Origin of the sequence: Streptomyces sp. SM18 (genome assembly GCF_002910775.2) — a bacterium.
In the GTDB taxonomy this organism is placed as follows: Bacteria; Actinomycetota; Actinomycetes; order Streptomycetales; family Streptomycetaceae; genus Streptomyces; species Streptomyces halstedii.
In genome coordinates this window covers 3,187,130-3,205,844 of the sequence record NZ_CP029342.1, presented here as the reverse complement: position 1 = coordinate 3,205,844, position 18,715 = coordinate 3,187,130, and the positions used below count along the sequence as shown (strand labels likewise).

Genomic DNA, 18,715 nt, shown 5'->3' with positions numbered 1-18,715 from the left:
GAGCCCTCAGTTCTGCGCCGTCGGCTCGGGGAGGGCGCCCTGCCCGTTGCCGACGGCCCGGTTGAAGTCGTTGTGCACCCGGTCCGTCTCGGCGAAGCGGCCGGAGGCCCAGCGGTAGGTGATCACGTCCTCGCCGGAGGGGAACGCGACCGCGTCCTTCGCCCCGTACACCTGGGTCGTCACCACCAGGTCGCCCCGGTCGATGGTCCCGTAGACCGCGGGTATCTCGGTGGCGAAGACGTTCACGTACCCGCCGTTCCCGGTCTGCCGGTACACATAGGTGCCGATGCCCACGGAGTCGCCGCAGGTCAGCACGTTGACCACGACGTCGGGCGCCGAGCTGCCGGTCAGGGTGCCGTACGAGGTGTCGATCGGGTACTCGTCGCCGGTGCAGGGCTTCAGGTCGTTCCTGACCCGCAGGCTGACCTCCGGGTCGCCTTTGACGAGCTGTACGGCGTTGACCCGGGGGGCGGGCTTCGCCGTGCCGGTGGGCGTCGCGGCCGAGGCGGACACCTGGGCGACCGGCTGGGTGCCCGCGGGCCCCTCGTCCCGGGTGCCCGTGCCGCCCGTCGAGCAGGCCGCGCACAGCAGACCGACGGCGACCAGCCCGGCCGTGGCCGCACCGGCCGCCGCCGGCGCCCGGAGTCCGCGGGGGGCCTTCGGGCGTGTCGTACCGGCTCCGGGCGGGGGAACGGTCTCCGTGCCCACACCGTCGCCGCCTGTCAGGCCGCGCACCGCTTCCGCCCCCGCTCCTCGTGACGCCCGTCCCGCTGCGCCGGGACACGGCGCCGGTCCGGCTGCGCCGGGATCCGCGCCGGTATCCCGTCGGCCTCGCGGCTCCGTGCCGCCCGGTCCTCCAGCTCCTGGCGCAGCCGGGCCAGCGCGCGGTGCAGCGTGCTCTTCACCGTACCGGCCGACATGCCGAGGGCCGCGGCCGTCTCCTCCGTGCTCATCTGCTCCCAGTGTCGCAGGACGACGACGCTGCGCTGCTTCGGAGCCAGGACGCCCAGGACGTCCATCAGCAGGGCACGGTCGGCGCGCTGCTCGGTCCCGTCGTCGACGCTCGCGTCGGGCAGTTGCTCGGTGGGGACCTCTTCGAGCCGGCGGGCCCGCCACCACTCCGTACGCGTGTTGATCATGACGCGGCGCAGATAGGCGTCGGCCAGCGACTTGTCGGCGATGCCGTCCCAGCGGCCGTAGGTGCGGGCCAGCGCGGTCTGGAGCAGGTCCTGCGCGTCCACCGGGTCGGGGACCAGCCGCCGGGCACTGCGCAGCAGCGCGTCCTGCCTGGTCCGTACGTACTCCTCGAACCCGAGCGCGTCACCCTGCGCCATCACAACCGCCTCCGTCGTCCCCGTCGTGCCCCGTGGTCCCGCCGTCGGTGACCGGTCATGTCGCCGACAGCGGTGACGCTACGGAGCTGTTGTCACGAGGTTGTGCGGAGCAGGCGTACGCGGACGCACGGCTGTCCATCGGTTGTGTAACAGCGCCGGTCGCCGGGCCCGCTTCCGGTGCGGACCCTCGGGCCGGGGCTCAGGTCAGCGGGAGCCGGTACCGGCCGCCCGCCAGCGGTTCGACGAGACCGTCCGCGACCAGCCCGTCCAGGGCGCGGGCCCGCTGCACGGGCTCCTCCCACACCGAGTCCAGGGCCGCCTGTGACACCGGGGCGACCGACTCACGCAGGACGGCGAGCAGCCGTCCGCGCACCTGCCGGTCCGTGCCCGCGTAGGTCTGGCCCCGTCGCGGTGCCCCCTGGTGGGCGGGCTTCCCGGCCAGCCGCCAGGCGCACTGCTCGGCGATCGGGCAGCGTCCGCAGTCCTCGTTCTTCGCGGTGCACACCAGGGCGCCGAGCTCCATCGTGGCCGCCGCCCAGCGGGCCGCGCGCGCGTCCTCCTCGGGGAGCAGGGCGCGGGCCAGCTTGCGCTCGGCCGCGGTGGTGGCGTTCGGCGGGTACTGGATGCCGGACGCGGCGCGGGCGAACACCCGGCGCACGTTCGTGTCCAGCACGGCGTGGCGCTGGCCGTACGCGAAGGAGGCCACGGCCGCCGCCGTGTACTCGCCGATCCCGGGCAGCGCGAGCAACTGGCCGTGCTCGCTGGGTACGTCGCCGCCGTGCCGTTCCGTTATCGCCTGCGCGGCCCCGTGCAGGCGCAGCGCACGGCGCGGGTAGCCGAGGCGGCCCCAGGCCCGGACCGCTTCGCCGGGGGCGTCGGCGGCCAGGTCGGCGGGGCGGGGCCACCGGGCCACCCATTGTTCGTAGACCGGGAGGACCCGGCTCACCGGAGTCTGCTGCAGCATGAACTCGCTCACCATCACACCCCAGGCGCCCGCTTCGGGACGTCGCCAGGGCAGATCGCGGGCGTGCTGCTCGAACCACCCGATGACGGGGGTGTGGAGGGAGACGGGGGGCGTGTGTGTCGAAGTCATGGCAGTCATCGCACCTACGATCCTGGCACGGAAGCGGGGACATCGGGCACGGCGACGGGGGTGTCGGACCGGCGGATGGTTCAGGTGGTGATAACGCCACCCGTTTCGACCCTTCGCGCCCCGCCACCTGGTTCAAGGGCGGGGCAAAGCGGACGGAAGCGCCGGGAACGGCCGCCGCGTGATGATGATCCGGAAAACTTGTCGGCCGGAGCGGCGGGTAGGGGCCGGAGTCGCCCGTGAACTCTCGTACAGTTCGGTCTTGTGGGATCTATGCGCAATCCGGTCGGGCCGCTTCCCTCCAGCATCTACTGGCGTCGGAGGGCAGTCGCGGCGCTGGTGATCGCCCTGCTCGCGGCGCTGGTCGTGTGGGCCGTCACCTCCACGGGCGGCGGCGGGAAGAAGAGCGACGACGCCAAGACGGGTGACGCCTCACCCGCCCCGTCGACCATCACCCCCGGTCCCTCCAGTTCGGATCCGGTCGTCGGTCAACCTCCGGGCGGCCGCGACGAGTCGGGCGACTCCGGGGAGAGCGGGGACACCGGCGCGGACACCGGCGGCGGTGACGCGGGGACGGGCGGCGAGAGCGGCTCCGGTACGGGCGGGCCGGGCACGGGCGGATCGTCCTCCGGCGGATCGTCTTCCGGGGGTACGGGGACGGGCGGCGGCGGCACGGCCGGTCAGCGGGTACCGGCCGACTCCACGCTCCCCAACTGCACCCCCTCGGCACTCCGGTTGGGCGTCAAGACGGAGAACAGCTTCGGCCCGGACGACAAGCCGGTGTTCCGGCTGGTCGCCGAGAACACCTCGGCCTCCGACTGCAAGGCCGACCTGGGACCGAAGAACGTGGTGCTCACCGTCACCGAGGCCGGCGGTGACGACGAGCGGGTGTGGTCCTCCAAGGACTGCCCGCCGGGCGGCGCGGTGTTCCTGAAGGTCCCGGCGGGCGGGACGATCACGCACACCGTGGAGTGGGACCGGAAGAAGAGCGCCCCCACGTGCCCGACGACGCCTCCCGGTACGGCCGCTCCCGGCACCTATCTGCTGGAGGCCAAGGCCCCCGGCGAGCCGGTGCAGCGGGCGTCCTTCGTCCTCGCCAAGGACTGACCGGTCCGGCGGGACTGAGCGGTCCGGCGGGACGGACCGGTTCCGGGGCCGAACGGTGGGGCCCGGAGGCCGTGGGGCCCCTGCGGCCCGGCCGCCCGAGCCCGGCCCCGGACGTGGCGCCCGAAGCGCCACAGACCGCCGGCCGGGGCTCAGGCTCCGGGGCTCGACGCCCCACGTACCGTCGTCCAGGGCTCAGACGTACCGTTCGAGGATCGACGACTCCGCCAGGCGCGAGAGTCCCTCCCGCACGCTGCGCGCGCGGGCCTCGCCGACCCCGTCGACCGCCTGGAGGTCGTCCACGCTGGCGGCGAGGAGCTTCTGGAGGCCGCCGAAGTGCTCCACCAGCCGCTCGATGATCGCTCCCGGCAGCCGCGGCACCTTCGCCAGCAGCCGGTAACCCCTCGGTGACACCGCCGAGTCCAGCGACTCCGGCGACCCGCTGTAGCCCAAGGCGCGTGCCGCCACGGGGAGTTCCAGCAGCTCGGTGTGGGTGAGCGTGTCCAGCTCGTCCAGCGCCTCCGCCACCGTGCGCGACCGCTTGGCGGTCGGCTCCGGCACGTAGTCGCGGACGACCAGCTCGCGTTCCGGGTCCACTCCCGCGATCAACTCGTCCAGCTGGAGGGCCAGAAGCCGGCCGTCGGTGCCCAGCTCCACCACGTACTCGGCGATCTCCGTGGCGATCAGCCGCACCATCTCCAGGCGCTGGGCGACCGCCGTCACGTCCCGGACGGTCACCAGGTCCTCGATCTCCAGGGCGGAGAGCGTGCCGGCGACCTCGTCCAGCCGCAGCTTGTACCGCTCCAGCGTGGCGAGTGCCTGGTTGGCGCGGGAGAGGATCGCGGAGGACTCCTCCAGGACCCGGCGCTCCCCGTCCACGTAGAGCGCGATCAGGTGCATCGACTGGGACACCGAGACGACGGGGAACCCGCACGCCTTGGAGACGCGGTCGGCCGTGCGGTGACGGGTGCCCGTCTCCTCGGTGGGGATGCCGGCGTCCGGGACCAGCTGCACACCGGCCCGCAGGATCTTGGTCATGTCCTTGTCGAGGATCAGGGCGCCGTCCAGCTTGGCCAGCTCGCGCAGCCGGGTCGCGGTGAACTCCACGTCCAGCACGAAACCGCCGGTGCACATGGACTCGACGGTCTTGTCCATGCCGAGGACGATCAGGCCTCCGGTGTTGCCGCGGAGGATGCGCTCCAGGCCGTCACGGAGGGCCGTTCCGGGCGCGACCGCGCTCAGGGAGGCGCGCATCAGCGCCTCGTTCCCCGTGCCTTGGCCGGACTTTCCGGGCGATGCTGCCCGGTCGTTGGCTGCCACTGCACTCCTCCGGTCACAGGTTTGGGGTGCCCTTGCGTCCCTCATACCGTTCGTACGGGCGGGCGAGACCAGGGCAAAGTCTACCGGCGTGCGCCGTCCTCCCGTGGTCCGTCCGGGCGAGAGCGGCGGGGAAGGGCGCGCAGGGCGTCACCCATGTCGGCGACTTCTGTGACCTTCATACCGGACGGGACCCGTCCGGGGTCCCGGGGGACCAGGGCGTGCCGGAACCCCAGGCGGTGCGCCTCGGCCAGTCTGCGCTGCACCCCGGTGACCCTTCTGACCTCGCCCGCCAGCCCCACCTCGCCGATCGCCACCAGGTTCTTCGGGAGCGGTGTGTCGCCGGCCGCGCTGGCCAGCGCCAGCGCGATCGCCAGGTCCGCCGCGGGTTCGGTGAGCTTCACACCGCCCACCGTCGCGCTGTAGATGTCCCGCTTTCCGAGCGCGCTGATCCGGCCCCGCTGCTCCAGGACGGCCAGCATCATCGAGACCCGGGACGTCTCCAGCCCGGAGGTCGTGCGCCGGGGCGAGGGGATCTGCGAGTCGACCGTCAGCGCCTGCACCTCCGCGACGAGGGGGCGCTTGCCCTCCAGGGTGACCGTCAGACAGGTGCCCGGCACCGGCTCGTCGCGGCGGGTCAGGAAGAGGCCCGAGGGGTCGGCGAGACCGGTGATGCCCTCGTCGTGCAGCTCGAAGCAGCCGACCTCGTCCGTCGCGCCGTAGCGGTTCTTGACGCCCCGGACGAGCCGGAGGCGCGCGTGCCGGTCGCCCTCGAAGGAGAGCACCACGTCGACCAGGTGCTCCAGCAGCCGGGGCCCGGCGATCGCGCCCTCCTTGGTGACGTGGCCGACCAGGAGCGTGGACATGCCGCGCTCCTTCGAGGCCCGGATGAGGGCGCCCGCCACCTCCCGGACCTGCGCCATGCCGCCCGGGGCGCCGTCGATCTCCGGCGAGGCGACCGTCTGCACGGAGTCCAGGACCAGCAGGGAGGGCTTGACCGCGTCCAGGTGCCCCAGCACCGCGGACAGGTCCGTCTCCGCGGCCAGGTACAGATGGTCGTCGATGGCCCGGATGCGGTCGGCCCGCAGCCGCACCTGGCTCGCGGACTCCTCCGCCGTGACGTACAGCGTGCGGTGGTCCTCGCTCGCCGCCTTGGCCGCCACGTCCAGCAGCAGCGTCGACTTGCCCACCCCCGGCTCGCCCGCGAGCAGCACGACGGCGCCGGGCACCAGCCCTCCGCCGAGCACCCGGTCCAGCTCCCCGACGCCGGTCGAGCGCGCCGTGGCCTGCCGGCTGTCCACCTGGCCGATCGGCAGGGCCGCGGTGGAGACCCGGCCCGCGGCGGTGGTCCGGACGGCGGGGGCACCGCCGAACTCCTCGACCGTCCCCCAGGCCTGGCACTCCGGGCAGCGGCCGAGCCATTTGGCGGTCGTCCAGCCGCATTCGGTGCAGCGGTAGGACGGTCGGTCCTTCGCGGATTTCGTACGGGCAGCCATGGCGTCACCGTATAGGCGGCCTCGGACAGTGCCGACCACGGGAACGGGAAGCGAACAGGTGCACGAAGGGGGACGTCCGGCGGGAACCGGGGTTCCTGTCCTCTTTCGAGGGATAGCGTCACCCGTAAGGATTAAATGTGCAGAAGTGCCGTCAGGGGCCCGTGCCGGTCTGCCTACGGTCGCCAGGTGACGAGCAGCAGACTGGAGACCCCCACACACACCACCGGCGTACACCGGGCGCTTCGCCGCGCGTCCCGCCCCTCGGCTCAGCGGGCGTCCGTCCGTTACGAGCCGTACCTCGACGGCCTGTTCACCTACTGCCTCTCCGTGCTGTGCGACCACGAGGCGGCCACCGAGGCCCTGGGCTCCGTCCTCGCGATCGCGGAACGGCAGCACGGCCGCTGCCCCGCGGCCGAGGAGGAACGTAAATCCTGGCTGTACGCCCTGGCCAGGTGGGCGTGCCTGCGCGCCCTCACCGAACGGAAGCGCGGCCGCCAGACGCACCGCCGCGCGGCAGCCCCACCGCCCTGCGCACCGCCCGAGCCCGTCACCCCCGCCGCGCCCGGCACCCCGGAGGAGGCGGCCGCCCCGGACCTCGACCGCGCCCCGGACCCCGGCTGCGACCCCGCCCCCGAATCCGGCCATGTCCCGGACCCCGCCCGGTCACCGGCGGCCGAGGCGCGCCGGCGTGAACTCGCCCGGCTGGCCTGGCCGGAGGCGGCCGGTACCACCCCGGAGCAGCGCGAGGCGCTGGAGCTGGCCGTCCGCCACCGCCTCACCCCGCGCGCCGTCGCCGCCGTCCTGGGCCTCCAGCCGGGCAGCGCCCGCGAGCTGCTGGCCGCCGCCGCCTGCGAGGTGGAACGCACCAGGGCCGCGCTCGCCGTCGTCGAGACGGGCGACTGCGCCACCGTCGGCCGGCTCACCGGCGCCCCTCAGGTGCTGCTCTCCTCGGCCCTGCGCCGGGAGCTCGTCCGGCACGTGGACGACTGCCCCCGCTGCCGCCACGCCGCCGAACGCGCCGGCGCGGCCGGACCCTGGCCGGGCGCGACCGTCACCCCGGCCGTCGCGCTGCCGGTGGTCGAGGCGCCGCGCCCCTCGGTGCACGTCGCGCTGGCCCAGGCCCGCCGGACCCGCTCGGGCGCCCCGCGCTTCGGCCGTACGGGCTTCCCGCTGGACCCCAAGGACCACGCCGCGCGCCGCACCCGGCTGCGCTCCCGGGTCGTGACGACCACCGTCGTGGCCACGGTCGTCGCCGCCCCGGTGATCGCCCTGTGGGCCGCCTACCGGGGTGCGCCGCCGGCCGGCGAGGGCCGTGAGGGCTCCTCGGTCACCGCGACGGCGATGGGCGGCCCGGACAACCCCTCCGGCGAGCCGACCGACCACTACGAGAACGCGGGCAACGCCCGCCTCGACCCGGGGGGCCGCTTCACCGGCGGCGACCGGCGGCCCGACGTGTCCGCCGAGGTCGTCAGCGTCGGCCACGGCGGGCACCGTGCGGGCACGCTCAGGATCGCCGCGCGCTCCTCCGGCGGCCGTACGACGATCATCCTGACCGCCACCGGTGACGAACCCGTCTCCTGGTCGGCCCGCGCCACCGCCCCGTGGCTGCGTCTCGGCCGGGTGTCCGGCACGCTCGCGCCCGGCCGTTCCACGACGCTGGACGTCGTGGTGGACCGGGCCGCCGAACCGGCCGGACCCTGGCGCGCCCGGGTGGTCCTGGAGCCCTCCGGGTCCGCGGTCACGCTCTCCGGCCGCGGCGGCACGACCACGGTCCCGGGACGCCCGGCCCCGCACCCGGCGCCGTCCTCCGGATCTCCCGACCCGACCGCGTCCGTCCCGCCGTCCGCGTCGCCGGACCCGACGCCGGGCACGCCGGAGCCCACCGAGCCGACCCCCGGCCCGACCGGTCCCACCCCGGGCACGCCCGACCCCACGCCGTCCCCGACCGGCGAACCCTCCGCACCGGTGCCGTCCGACCCACCGACAGCACCGGGCGAGACCTCGGCCCGCCGGCCGGCCGACCACGAATGACCACGACCGGCGGATCCGTGCGGCGGATCCGGCCCGGTGGTCCGGCGTGGTCCGGTGCGGTGGTCCGGTCCGGTGGGTCCGGCGCGGGTCTCAGACCGGGTCGGCCGGGTGCGGGGCCATCGGGAGCAGCGAGGCCAGCCGCTGTTCGCACAGCTCGACCAGCTGGTCGTACGCCTCCTTGCCCATCAGCTCGACGAGTTCGGGCCGGTAGCTGACGTAGACCGGTTCCCCCGCCCCGTGCGCCGAGGTCGCCGAGGTGCACCACCAGTGCAGGTCGTGCCCGCCCGGCCCCCAGCCGCGCCGGTCGTACTCCCCGATGGAGACCTGGAGCACGCGCGTGTCGTCCGGCCGGTCGATCCAGTCGTACGTCCGCCGCACCGGCAGCTGCCAGCACACGTCGGGCTTGGTCTCCAGCGGCTCCTTGCCCTCCCGCAGGGCCAGGATGTGCAGCGAGCAGCCCATGCCGCCCTCGAACCCCGGCCGGTTCTGGAAGATGCAGGAACCCTCCCAGCGCCGCGTCTGGCGTTCCCCGTCCTCGTCGACACCGACCCAGCCCGACTCCGTACCGACGTCGTGGAACTGCCAGATCTCCGGAGTGAGCCGGGCCACGTGCCCGGCCACCCGCTTCTCGTCGTCCTCGTCGGAGAAGTGCGCGCCCAGCGTGCAGCACCCGTCGTCCGCGCGGCCCGCCTGGATGCCCTGGCAGCCGCTGCCGAAGACGCAGGTCCACCGGGAGGTCAGCCACGTCAGATCGCAGCGGAAGACCTGCTCGTCGTCGGCGGGGTCGGGGAACTCGACCCAGGCCCGCGCGAAGTCGAGCCCCTTCTCGTCGGGCACGTCGGGCCCCTTTGCTTCCGGCTGGCGCATCTCCTGCTTCGTCTTCTGCTTCTTCGTGACTTTGTCCGGCTTCGCCTTTTTCGTCTTTGGCACGCGCCCAGGGTAAGTCCGTGGCCGCAGTAGCGTTTCCCGGTATGAGACTCGGAGTCCTCGACGTGGGATCGAACACGGTTCATCTGCTGGTGGTCGACGCGCACCCCGGCGCCCGCCCGCTGCCCGCGCACTCGCACAAGGCGGACCTGCGGCTGGCCGAACTCCTCGACGCCGAGGGGGCGATCGGCCCGCTGGGCATGGAGCGCCTGGTGGCCACGGTCGCCGGCGCCGTCCAGGCGGCCGAGGACAAGGGCTGCGAGGACGTGCTGGCGTTCGCCACCTCCGCGGTGCGCGAGGCGACCGACGCGGACCGCGTGCTGGCCCGCGTCAAGGAGGAGACCGGTGTCGTCCTCACGGTGCTGAGCGGCGTGGAGGAGGCCCGGCTGACGTTCCTGGCCGCCCGCCGCTGGTTCGGCTGGTCGGCGGGGAAGCTGCTGCTGCTCGACATAGGGGGCGGCTCCCTGGAGATCGGGTACGGCATGGACGAGGAGCCCGACGCCGTCGCCTCCCTGCCGCTCGGCGCGGGCCGCCTCACCGCGGGCTGGCTCCAGGGCGACCCGCCGGACCCGACGGCCGTACGGGAGCTGCGCCGCCACATCCGTACGGGCATCGCGCGCACGGTCGGCGACTTCGCCCGGCTGGGCCCGCCGGACCATGTGGTGGGGACCTCCAAGACCTTCAAGCAGCTGGCCAGGATCACCGGTGCCGCACGCTCCGCCGAGGGCCTCTACGTCCAGCGCGTCCTGAACCGCGAGGCGCTCCGGGAGTGGGTGCCGAAGCTGTCCTCGATGTCCGCCGAGGAACGCGGGAGCCTGCCCGGGGTCGCCGAGGGCCGCGCCGGGCAGTTGCTCGCCGGGGCGCTGGTTGCGGAGGCCGCGATGGACCTGTTCGGTGTCGAGGAGCTGGAGATCTGCCCCTGGGCGCTGCGCGAGGGCGTCATCCTGCGCCGCCTGGACCACCTGCCGACCGGGGAGGACGCCGTCACCTGAGCCCGGCCGCCGCGACGGACACGGTCGGGCCTCCGTCCGCGACGGACACGGTCGGGCCTCTCACGCCTGACGCGGTGACCTGAGCCCGGCCGGCGTGGCCGGACGCCGCCGGGCCTCCGTCGCCGTCCGGGACGAGGCCCCCCGGTCCTCCGCCGCCGCCCGTCATGGCCCTTCTCACTTTCGACCGGCGACCCGCGAAGCCGCCCATGGGTGCCCGTACGCTGTCCACGTGGCAGAACCAGTGGTGCGCGTCCCGGATGCGAAGGTCGCCCTGTCGACGGCCTCGGTCTATCCGGAGTCGACGGCGACGGCCTTCGAGATCGCCGCGCGCCTGGGCTACGACGGCGTCGAGGTCATGGTCTGGACCGACCCCGTCAGCCAGGACATCGAGGCGCTGCGGCGCCTGTCCGACTACCACCAGGTGCCGATCCTCGCCGTCCACGCCCCCTGTCTGCTGATCACCCAGCGGGTCTGGACCACCGACCCGTGGGTGAAGCTCCGGCGGGCCCAGGCGGCTGCCGAGAAGCTCGGGGCCTCGACGGTGGTCGTGCACCCGCCGTTCCGCTGGCAGCGCGGCTACGCCCGCGCGTTCGTGGACGGAATCTGGCGCATGGCCGACGAGACCGATGTGCGGTTCGCCGTCGAGAACATGTACCCGTGGCGCTACCGGGACCGCGAGGTGCTCGCGTACGCCCCCGCCTGGGACGTCACCCAGGACGACTACCGGCACTTCACCGTGGACCTCTCGCACACCGCGACCGCGCGTACCGACGGCCTCGCCATGGTGGACCGCATGGGCGACCGGCTCGCCCACGTCCACCTCGCCGACGGCAAGGGCTCCGCCAAGGACGAACACCTGGTGCCCGGCCGGGGCGACCAGCCCTGCGCCGAGCTGCTGGAACGGCTGGCGCACACCTCCTTCGACGGCCATGTCGTCATCGAGGTCAACACCCGCCGCGCCATGTCCTCGGCCGAACGCGAGGCGGACCTCGCCGAGGCGCTCGCCTTCACCCGGCTGCACCTGTCGTCCTCGCGGGCCCCGCGCACGTGACGACCGGCGGCACGGACGGCCCGGCCCCCCGGCGCCGGGGGCGCCCCTCCCGTACGGCGAAGGAGGGCGGCCCGGACACCCGGGACACCATCCTCCGGGCGGCCCGCGCGGAATTCGCCGAGCGCGGGTACGACCGGACGTCGGTCCGGGGCATCGCCAGGGCGGCAGGCGTGGACCCGGCCCTGGTCCACCACTACTTCGGTACGAAGGACGAGGTCTTCGCGGCGGCCGTCGAGCTGTCCTTCGAACCCGCGCTCGTCCTCCCCTCGATCCTCGGCGGCCCCCCGGACGACATGGGGGAGCGGCTGGCCCGCTACTTCATCGGTGTGTGGGAGAACCCGGTGTCCCGGGCGCCGCTGCTGGCGATCATGCGTTCGGCGCTCACCCACGAGAAGGCGGCGGACGTGCTGCGCGGCTTCGTCCTGCGCCGGCTGCTGGAGCGGATCGCGGCGGACCTGGACGTGCCCGACCCGACCCTCCGCGCCGAACTGGCCGCCTCGCACATGATCGGGATCGCCGTCCTGCGGTACGTGGTCCGGGCGGAGCCGCTGGCCTCCGCCGACCCGGAGCGGATCGTCGCCATGGTGGCGCCCACGCTCCAGCGGTACCTCACCGAGCGCTGAGCGGGGTCCCGAACCGGGCGCCGGGCCGGGTCCGGGTCGCGGGACGGCTGTGCCGGTGGCTTCACAACGCTGTCGCGGCTCGGTATCAGAGGGTGACCATGGCCGGATCCCGATGGTTGGCTGTGCGGGACCGGCGGGCCGGACGCAGGCCCTCGGCGACACATGGGGGAGAAGACCATGACGCATCGGACCGTGGACAGACCGGACGCGCCCGCGGAGAGCGCCCTGCCCCGCAGGGGCCTGCTGCGGATGGCGGGCGCGGGCCTGGGACTCGTCCTGGCCGGAGGGCTGATCACCGCCTGCGGGCCCGAGGACGCGGACACACCGGGCGGCGCCGGTCCGGGGTCCGGTGCCCCGGAGCCCGGTACGGACAAGGACGGCGACGCCTTCACCACACCGCCCCCGGGAACCGCGCCCCGCGCCCTGTGGCAGGAGGACGCGGCGGCGGGCGCGTTCGGCAGCCTGGACGCGCTCGCCGTCGTCGGGGACGTGGTGCTGGTCTCGGGCGACCCGCTGGTGGGCCGGGACATCGCCACCGGGAAGGAGCGCTGGTCCCGCGCGGAGGTCGCCGTGCCCGGCGCGCGGCTGATCATGGGCGGGGACACGCTGTACCTGGCCAGTGGGCAGTACGACGGCGACGTGGTGGGCCTGGACCCCGCCACCGGCAAGGAGACCTGGCGCAGCCACCTCGGGAGCCGGTACAGCCAGCCCCGCCCGGTCGGCGCCGACACCGAACGCGTGTACGTCGTGGCGGGCATCCTGGAGAAGGACCTCTCCTCGCACCACAACGTGATCGCCGCCATCGACCTCCGTACCGGCAAGGCCGTCTGGAGCGAGCGGCGGGACGCCGGGACCGAGGAGTCCGGGATCACCTCGGCGGTGCTCGGCGACCGCCTCGTCTACACCGACCACCGCGAGAACCTGACCGTCCGGGACACCGCGACCGGACGCCAGTTGTGGACGAAGAAGACCAGCCGTTCCAACTTCGCGAGGATCGCCGTGCACGAGGGCGCGGTCTTCGTCGCGGACGGCCGCTCGCTGCGCTCCTTCGACGTGGACGGCGGCACCGAGCGATGGTCGCTGAAGGCCGACGAGTTCTCCTCGTTCAACGGCCCGGCCGTGCTCGACGGGGTGCTGTACGCCTCCGACAGCGGCCGGTCCGTCTGGGCGGTGGACCCGGCCACGGGCAGGCGCCGGTGGCGTACCCCCGCGCAGACCGACGTCGCGGCCCCCGTCCAGTTCGCGAAGGTGGGGGACACCCTCTACGGGGCGACGGAGTTCGACGAGCGGGGCGGCGTGCACGCCTACGACGCCCGCGACGGCAAACTCCGCTGGACGTACAACGACGGTACGGGCGACATCGAGCAGTGGTACGTGGCCGCGGGCGGCACCCGGCTCGCCGCGCTGCACGCCCGGCGCATCCAGGGGCTCCCGGCCGTGTGACCTGTGGCGGGGGCGTGGCGCGGGCGCCGCCCCCGCCGTCCACCGAGCCAGCACATCCCGCATAACGGACACACTGTCCAGATCTTGGCACCGGAGGCGTACGCTCGGAGACAGTCTTTTCTGTCGAAGGAGCGAGCGACGATGCCCCTGCTGAGGTCCCGCACTGTCACCCACGGCCGCAACATGGCGGGCGCCCGCGCCCTTATGCGGGCGTCCGGCGTAGCGAGCGAGGACATCGGCAAGCCGATCGTCGCGGTGGCCAACTCCTTCACCGAGTTCGTGCCCGGCCACACCCACCTCGCCCCGGTCGGCCGGATCGTCTCCGAGGCGATCAAGGCGGCGGGCGCGGTGCCCCGCGAGTTCAACACCATCGCGGTGGACGACGGCATCGCCATGGGCCACGGCGGCATGCTCTACAGCCTGCCCTCCCGCGACCTCATCGCGGACAGCGTGGAGTACATGGTCGAGGCGCACTGCGCCGACGCCCTGATCTGCATCTCCAACTGCGACAAGATCACCCCGGGCATGCTGATGGCCGCGATGCGCCTCAACATCCCCACCGTCTTCGTCTCCGGCGGCCCGATGGAGGCCGGCAAGGCCACCCTGGTCGACGGCACGGTCCGCAAGCTCGACCTGGTCAACGCCATCAGCGACGCGGTCGACGAGAACGTCTCCGACGAGGACATCCTCCGCATCGAGGAGAACGCCTGCCCCACCTGCGGCAGCTGTTCGGGCATGTTCACCGCCAACTCGATGAACTGCCTGACCGAGGTCCTCGGCCTCTCCCTCCCCGGCAACGGCTCCGTCCTCGCCACGCACACCGCCCGCAAGGCGCTGTACGAGGAGGCCGGCCGCACGGTCGTGGAGATCACCAGGCGCTACTACGAGCAGGACGACGAGACCGTCCTGCCGCGCTCCATCGGCACCCGCGCCGCGTTCGACAACGCCATGGCGCTGGACATCGCGATGGGCGGTTCGACCAACACGATCCTGCACCTGCTCGCCGCGGCGGAGGAGGCCGAGCTGGACTACGACCTGGACGACATCAACGAGGTCTCGCGCCGCGTGCCCTGTCTGTCGAAGGTCGCCCCCAACGTCGCGCCCGGCGGCACGTACTACATGGAGGACGTCCACCGCGCGGGTGGCATCCCCGCCCTCCTCGGTGAGCTGCACCGGGGCGGTCTGCTCAACGAGGACGTGCACGCGGTGCACTCCGACACCCTCGCCGAGTGGCTGAAGACCTGGGACGTCCGGGGCGGCTCGCCGTCCCCCGAGGCCGTCGAGCTCTGGCACGCCGCCCCGGGCTGCGTCCGCAGCGCGACCGCCTTCTCGCAGTCGGAGCGCTGGGACACCCTCGACCTGGACGCGGCCGGCGGGTGCATCCGCGACCTGGAGCACGCGTACTCCAAGGACGGCGGCCTGGCGGTCCTCAAGGGGAACCTCGCGGTGGACGGCTGTGTCGTGAAGACGGCGGGCGTCGACGAGTCGATCTGGACCTTCGAGGGACCGGCCGTGGTCTGCGAGTCGCAGGAGGAGGCCGTCGACAAGATCCTCCGCAAGGAGATCGAGCCGGGCGACGTCGTCGTCATCCGCTACGAGGGCCCGCGCGGCGGTCCCGGCATGCAGGAGATGCTCTACCCGACGTCGTTCCTGAAGGGCCGGGGCCTCGGCAAGGTCTGCGCCCTGGTGACCGACGGCCGGTTCTCCGGCGGCACCTCCGGCCTCTCCATCGGCCACGCCTCGCCCGAGGCGGCGTCCGGCGGCACGATCGCGCTGGTCGAGGACGGCGACCGGATCAGGATCGACATCCCGAACCGTACGATCGACCTCCTCGTCACCGACACGGAGCTGGCCGCCCGCCGCGAGGCGCTGAACGGCGTGTACGCGCCGAAGAACCGCGAACGCAAGGTCTCGGCGGCGCTGCGCGCCTACGCGGCGATGGCCACGAGCGCGGACCGGGGCGCGGTCCGCGACGTCTCCAAGCTCGGCTGAAACACGCTCCAAGCGCGCCGTCCGGCCCCGCCCGCTGTCACCGGCGGCCGGGGCCGGACCGCGTCCGGGCTTCGGGGGGTACGGGACAATGGGTCGTGTGAGCGAGAACAGTGAGGCAACCGACGCACCCGCCGGCGGCGCCACCCCGCAGGGGACGCCCCCCGGCCCGCAGCCCGAACCCCTGAGGTTCTTCGGGACGACCTGGGTCGGCCACGACGGCGGATACGGGCTGCGGCGCGTGGGCGTCGCGGCCGGCTCGCTGGTGGCGGCCGCCGTCTCCTGCCTGGTCCTGCGCTTCGCCTACCAGGGGCTGGAGATCGCCGAGGTCGACGGGCTCGTCGGCATGCTCGTCGTGCTGATGTTCGCGGTGTGCAGCGCCATCGCCTTCCGCCGGACCTGGGACGGCTTCTCCCGCCGCCCGGCCGATCCGTCCCGCGAGGACAGCCTGCGCGGCCTCAAGTCGATCGGGTTCATCGGCTCGCTCCTCGCCTACTTCGTCCGCTCGCTGACCGAGGCGCCCGGCGAGAAGCTGCGGCGCACGGAGTACGAGACGGCCCTCGCGCAGTACACCAAGCGCCGCTCCGCCCGCACCGGCAACCCGGCGGCCCGCAAGAGCGGCAAGAACGGCAAGGGGAAGCGCCCCGGCCGGGGATAGCCGCGCCGGACCGTGGCGTATCCGTGGCGTATCCGTGGACCCGCCGCGGGGCAGGGCGAAGGGTCCCGGCCGGCGGTAGCGCGCCCGGCGGGTGGCGACACCGTGGACCCGCCGCCCGGACGTGGAACACGATGGGGCATGCAGACACCATCCGCGTCCACGCCCCGCGTCCTCTCCTTCGACCGGGCCGCCGCCGCGTACGCCGCGAACCGCCCCGGCTATCCGCCCGCCCTCTTCGACACGGTCGAAGAGCTGTCCGGCCGCCCCCTGAAGGGCGCGCGGACCGTTGATGTCGGCGCCGGGACGGGCATCGCGACACGGCTGCTCCAGGCCAGGGGCGCCCAGGTCACGGCCGTCGAGCCCGGACCGGGCATGGCCGCCGAACTGCACCGGGCGCTGCCGTCCGTACCCGTCGTCCGGGGCGACGGCAACCGGCTGCCGCTGGCCACCGCCTCCGTGGACCTCCTCACCTACGCGCAGTCCTGGCACTGGACGGACCCGGCCCTGTCGCTGCCCGAGGCGGTACGCGTCCTGCGGCCCGGCGGCGCCCTGGCGCTCTGGTGGAACGTCGCCGACCACGACGTCCCCTGGATCGCCGCACAGGACGAACGCCTGCGCCGCCACTTCGGGACCGGCGACAGCGCCCACGGCTCGGCGCGCGCCGGATCGCCGCTCCCCGCCGGGGCCCTCGCACGGCGGCGGCTGCCCTGGGGCCGGGCCGTGCCGGTGGAGACCCATCTCGCCAACCTGGCCAGCCACTCGGCCTTCCTCGTGCGCGGCGCGGACGAGGAGGCGAGGACGCGGGCCTTCCTGGACGAGGAGCGCCGCCACCTCGCCGACGTCTTCCCGGACGGGAGGGTCGAGGAGCGCTATGTGGTCGATCTCGGGCTGATGGTCGTGGACGGGGCGGGCGTGGCGGAGGCAGACGCTCCCGGCCGCTGAACCCCTCCCGCACGGGCGGCCCGCGCCGCCCGGCCGCACCCGTGCCGCGTCCACGGCCCGCCCGGGAGCGCGTCCCGTGACGGGGCCACCACACCCGGGCCTTGACGGGGCACCAGACCCCGGGCCTTGACGGGGCACCACACCCGGGACCAGAATTCATCACATGATGAATAAAGCGGCCGACGCGGGCGCGAACGCCGTCGAGGCCCGTGCCCTCACGGTCGTACGAGGCGACCGCACCGTCCTGCGCTCCCTCGACTTCACGGTCGGGGCCGGCAGGATCACCGGTCTCCTCGGCCCCTCCGGCTGCGGCAAGTCCACCCTCATGCGCGCCGTCGTCGGCACCCAGGCCAAGGTCACCGGCACCCTGGACGTCCTCGGTCATCCGGCGGGCCACCCCGCGCTGCGCCCGCGCGTCGGCTACGTCACCCAGGCCCCGTCGGTCTACTCCGACCTCACCGTCCGGCAGAACCTCGACTACTTCGCCGCGGTGCTCCGTCCGGGCCGGGCGCACCGGAGCGCCCGGCGGGACACGGTGACCCGCGCCCTCGGGGACGTCGATCTCGCGAGCCACGCGGACGCGCTCGCCAAGAACCTCTCCGGCGGCCAGCTCAGCAGGGTCTCCCTGGCCGTCGCTCTGCTCGGCACCCCCGAGCTCCTGGTGCTCGACGAACCGACCGTCGGCCTCGACCCGGTGCTCCGGCGCGACCTCTGGGACCTCTTCCACGCCCTCGCCGCCGACCGGGGCACCACCCTCCTGGTCTCGTCCCACGTCATGGACGAGGCCGAGCGCTGCCACCGGCTGCTGCTCATGCGCGAGGGCACGGTCCTCGCCGACGACAGCCCCGACGCCCTGCGTGCCCGTACCGGTTCGGACACCGTCGAACAGGCCTTCCTCCACCTCGTGGACACGGCCGCCACCCGGCAGGAGAACTCCCGATGAGCACCGGCACCCCCGTGGCGGACCCGGCCCGCACCCTGGCCACCGCGGCACGCGTCCTGCGCCAGCTCCGCCACGACCCCCGTACCGTCGCCCTCCTGCTGATCGTCCCGGCGCTGATGATCACGCTCCTCCGGTACGTCTTCGACGGCAGCCCCGACACCTTCGACACCATCGGCGCCTCGCTGCTCGGCATCTTCCCGCTGATCACGATGTTCCTGGTGACCTCGATCGCCACCCTGCGCGAACGCACCTCCGGCACCCTGGAACGCCTGCTGGCCATGCCGCTGGGCAAGGGCGACCTGATCGCCGGGTACGCCCTCGCCTTCGGCACCGTCGCGGTCCTCCAGTCCCTCCTGGCGACCGGGCTCTCGGTGTGGGTCCTGGGCCTCGACGTCGTCGGATCGCCCTGGCTGCTGCTCCTGGTCGCGCTGCTCGACGCCCTGCTCGGCACGGCGCTCGGCCTGTTCGTCTCGGCCTTCGCCGCCTCCGAGTTCCAGGCCGTCCAGTTCATGCCGGCGGTGATCTTCCCGCAGCTGCTGCTGTGCGGCCTGTTCACCCCGCGCGACCGGATGCACCCGGTCCTCGAAGCCGTCTCGGACGTCCTGCCCATGTCGTACGCCGTGGACGGGATGAACCAGGTCCTGACCCGTACGGAGGTCACCGCCGACTTCTACCGTGACGTCCTGGTCGTGGCCGGCTCCGCGCTGCTCGTCCTCTTCCTGGGTGCCGCCACCCTCCGACGCCGCACCGCCTGACGGCCCGGTGCGAGGATGGC

The 18,715-nt window shown here is 73.8% G+C and carries 17 protein-coding genes; 11 read left to right on the top strand and 6 right to left on the bottom strand.

The features are described 5' to 3' along the window. Nucleotides 1-6: 6 nt before the first annotated feature. The 3 genes from B9S64_RS14220 to B9S64_RS14210 form a co-directional block, all read right to left on the bottom strand. The gene (locus tag B9S64_RS14220; RefSeq protein ID WP_103488680.1) at nt 7-735 is read right to left on the bottom strand and encodes a hypothetical protein; all 729 of its coding nucleotides are present in this window, start codon (nt 733-735) and stop codon (nt 7-9) included. Further along, nucleotides 723-1,334, bottom strand: a complete 612-nt coding sequence (locus tag B9S64_RS14215; protein WP_103488681.1) for a SigE family RNA polymerase sigma factor — start codon at nt 1,332-1,334, stop codon at nt 723-725. The genes B9S64_RS14220 and B9S64_RS14215 overlap by 13 nt, the downstream gene beginning before the upstream one ends. Nucleotides 1,335-1,533: 199 nt before the next feature. Beyond that, a complete protein-coding gene (locus tag B9S64_RS14210; protein WP_093530867.1) occupies nt 1,534-2,436 on the bottom strand; it encodes an A/G-specific adenine glycosylase in 903 nt (300 codons plus the stop codon). A 261-nt stretch (nt 2,437-2,697) separates the two neighbouring features. Between B9S64_RS14210 and B9S64_RS14205 the strand changes: the two genes are divergently transcribed. Continuing rightward, nucleotides 2,698-3,531: a hypothetical protein gene (locus B9S64_RS14205; protein WP_258037675.1), complete on the top strand. Its 834-nt coding sequence runs from the start codon at nt 2,698-2,700 to the stop codon at nt 3,529-3,531. A 192-nt stretch (nt 3,532-3,723) separates the two neighbouring features. Here the strand turns inward: B9S64_RS14205 and disA are convergent, their stop codons facing one another. Both disA and radA read right to left on the bottom strand, forming a co-directional pair. Then, nucleotides 3,724-4,848 (bottom strand): DNA integrity scanning diadenylate cyclase DisA, encoded by a 1,125-nt coding sequence (gene disA / locus B9S64_RS14200; protein WP_028442179.1) that lies wholly within the window; start codon nt 4,846-4,848, stop codon nt 3,724-3,726. 80 nt (nt 4,849-4,928) lie between these two features. Continuing rightward, nucleotides 4,929-6,341 carry a DNA repair protein RadA gene (gene radA / locus B9S64_RS14195; protein WP_103488682.1) on the bottom strand — a complete coding sequence of 471 codons (1,413 nt, stop codon included), beginning with the start codon at nt 6,339-6,341 and terminating at the stop codon, nt 4,929-4,931. Nucleotides 6,342-6,476: 135 nt separating this feature from the next. On the opposite strand from radA, the gene B9S64_RS14190 reads away from it, so the two are divergent. Beyond that, complete coding sequence (locus B9S64_RS14190; RefSeq protein ID WP_109492053.1) at nt 6,477-8,372, top strand: hypothetical protein; 1,896 nt, start codon at nt 6,477-6,479, stop codon at nt 8,370-8,372. Nucleotides 8,373-8,462: 90 nt separating this feature from the next. On the opposite strand, the gene B9S64_RS14185 is transcribed toward B9S64_RS14190, so the two are convergent. Beyond that, nucleotides 8,463-9,302: a hypothetical protein gene (locus tag B9S64_RS14185; RefSeq protein ID WP_103490515.1), complete on the bottom strand. Its 840-nt coding sequence runs from the start codon at nt 9,300-9,302 to the stop codon at nt 8,463-8,465. A gap of 41 nt (nt 9,303-9,343) precedes the next feature. On the opposite strand from B9S64_RS14185, the gene B9S64_RS14180 reads away from it, so the two are divergent. The 9 genes from B9S64_RS14180 to B9S64_RS14140 all read left to right on the top strand — a co-directional run bounded on the left by B9S64_RS14180 (nt 9,344) and on the right by B9S64_RS14140 (nt 18,695). Next, nucleotides 9,344-10,291: a Ppx/GppA phosphatase family protein gene (locus B9S64_RS14180; RefSeq protein WP_103490516.1), complete on the top strand. Its 948-nt coding sequence runs from the start codon at nt 9,344-9,346 to the stop codon at nt 10,289-10,291. A 229-nt stretch (nt 10,292-10,520) separates the two neighbouring features. Continuing rightward, nucleotides 10,521-11,342, top strand: coding sequence for a sugar phosphate isomerase/epimerase (locus B9S64_RS14175; protein WP_103490517.1), 822 nt, complete (start codon nt 10,521-10,523; stop codon nt 11,340-11,342). Then, nucleotides 11,339-11,965: a TetR family transcriptional regulator gene (locus B9S64_RS14170; RefSeq protein ID WP_103490518.1), complete on the top strand. Its 627-nt coding sequence runs from the start codon at nt 11,339-11,341 to the stop codon at nt 11,963-11,965. The genes B9S64_RS14175 and B9S64_RS14170 overlap by 4 nt, the downstream gene beginning before the upstream one ends. A 177-nt stretch (nt 11,966-12,142) precedes the next feature. Further along, on the top strand, nt 12,143-13,408 hold the full coding sequence (locus B9S64_RS14165) for a PQQ-binding-like beta-propeller repeat protein (protein WP_103490525.1): 1,266 nt from the start codon (nt 12,143-12,145) through the stop codon (nt 13,406-13,408). A gap of 141 nt (nt 13,409-13,549) precedes the next feature. After that, complete coding sequence (gene ilvD, locus B9S64_RS14160) at nt 13,550-15,400, top strand: dihydroxy-acid dehydratase (RefSeq protein ID WP_103490519.1); 1,851 nt, start codon at nt 13,550-13,552, stop codon at nt 15,398-15,400. Nucleotides 15,401-15,497: 97 nt separating this feature from the next. Continuing rightward, complete coding sequence (locus B9S64_RS14155) at nt 15,498-16,055, top strand: hypothetical protein (protein ID WP_103490520.1); 558 nt, start codon at nt 15,498-15,500, stop codon at nt 16,053-16,055. Between the two features lie 138 nt (nt 16,056-16,193). After that, nucleotides 16,194-16,997 (top strand): class I SAM-dependent methyltransferase, encoded by an 804-nt coding sequence (locus B9S64_RS14150; protein ID WP_103490521.1) that lies wholly within the window; start codon nt 16,194-16,196, stop codon nt 16,995-16,997. A 163-nt stretch (nt 16,998-17,160) separates the two neighbouring features. Next, the gene (locus B9S64_RS14145) at nt 17,161-17,940 is read left to right on the top strand and encodes an ABC transporter ATP-binding protein (RefSeq protein ID WP_103490522.1); all 780 of its coding nucleotides are present in this window, start codon (nt 17,161-17,163) and stop codon (nt 17,938-17,940) included. Continuing rightward, nucleotides 17,937-18,695, top strand: coding sequence for an ABC transporter permease (locus B9S64_RS14140; protein ID WP_103490523.1), 759 nt, complete (start codon nt 17,937-17,939; stop codon nt 18,693-18,695). The genes B9S64_RS14145 and B9S64_RS14140 overlap by 4 nt, the downstream gene beginning before the upstream one ends. Nucleotides 18,696-18,715: the final 20 nt, after the last annotated feature.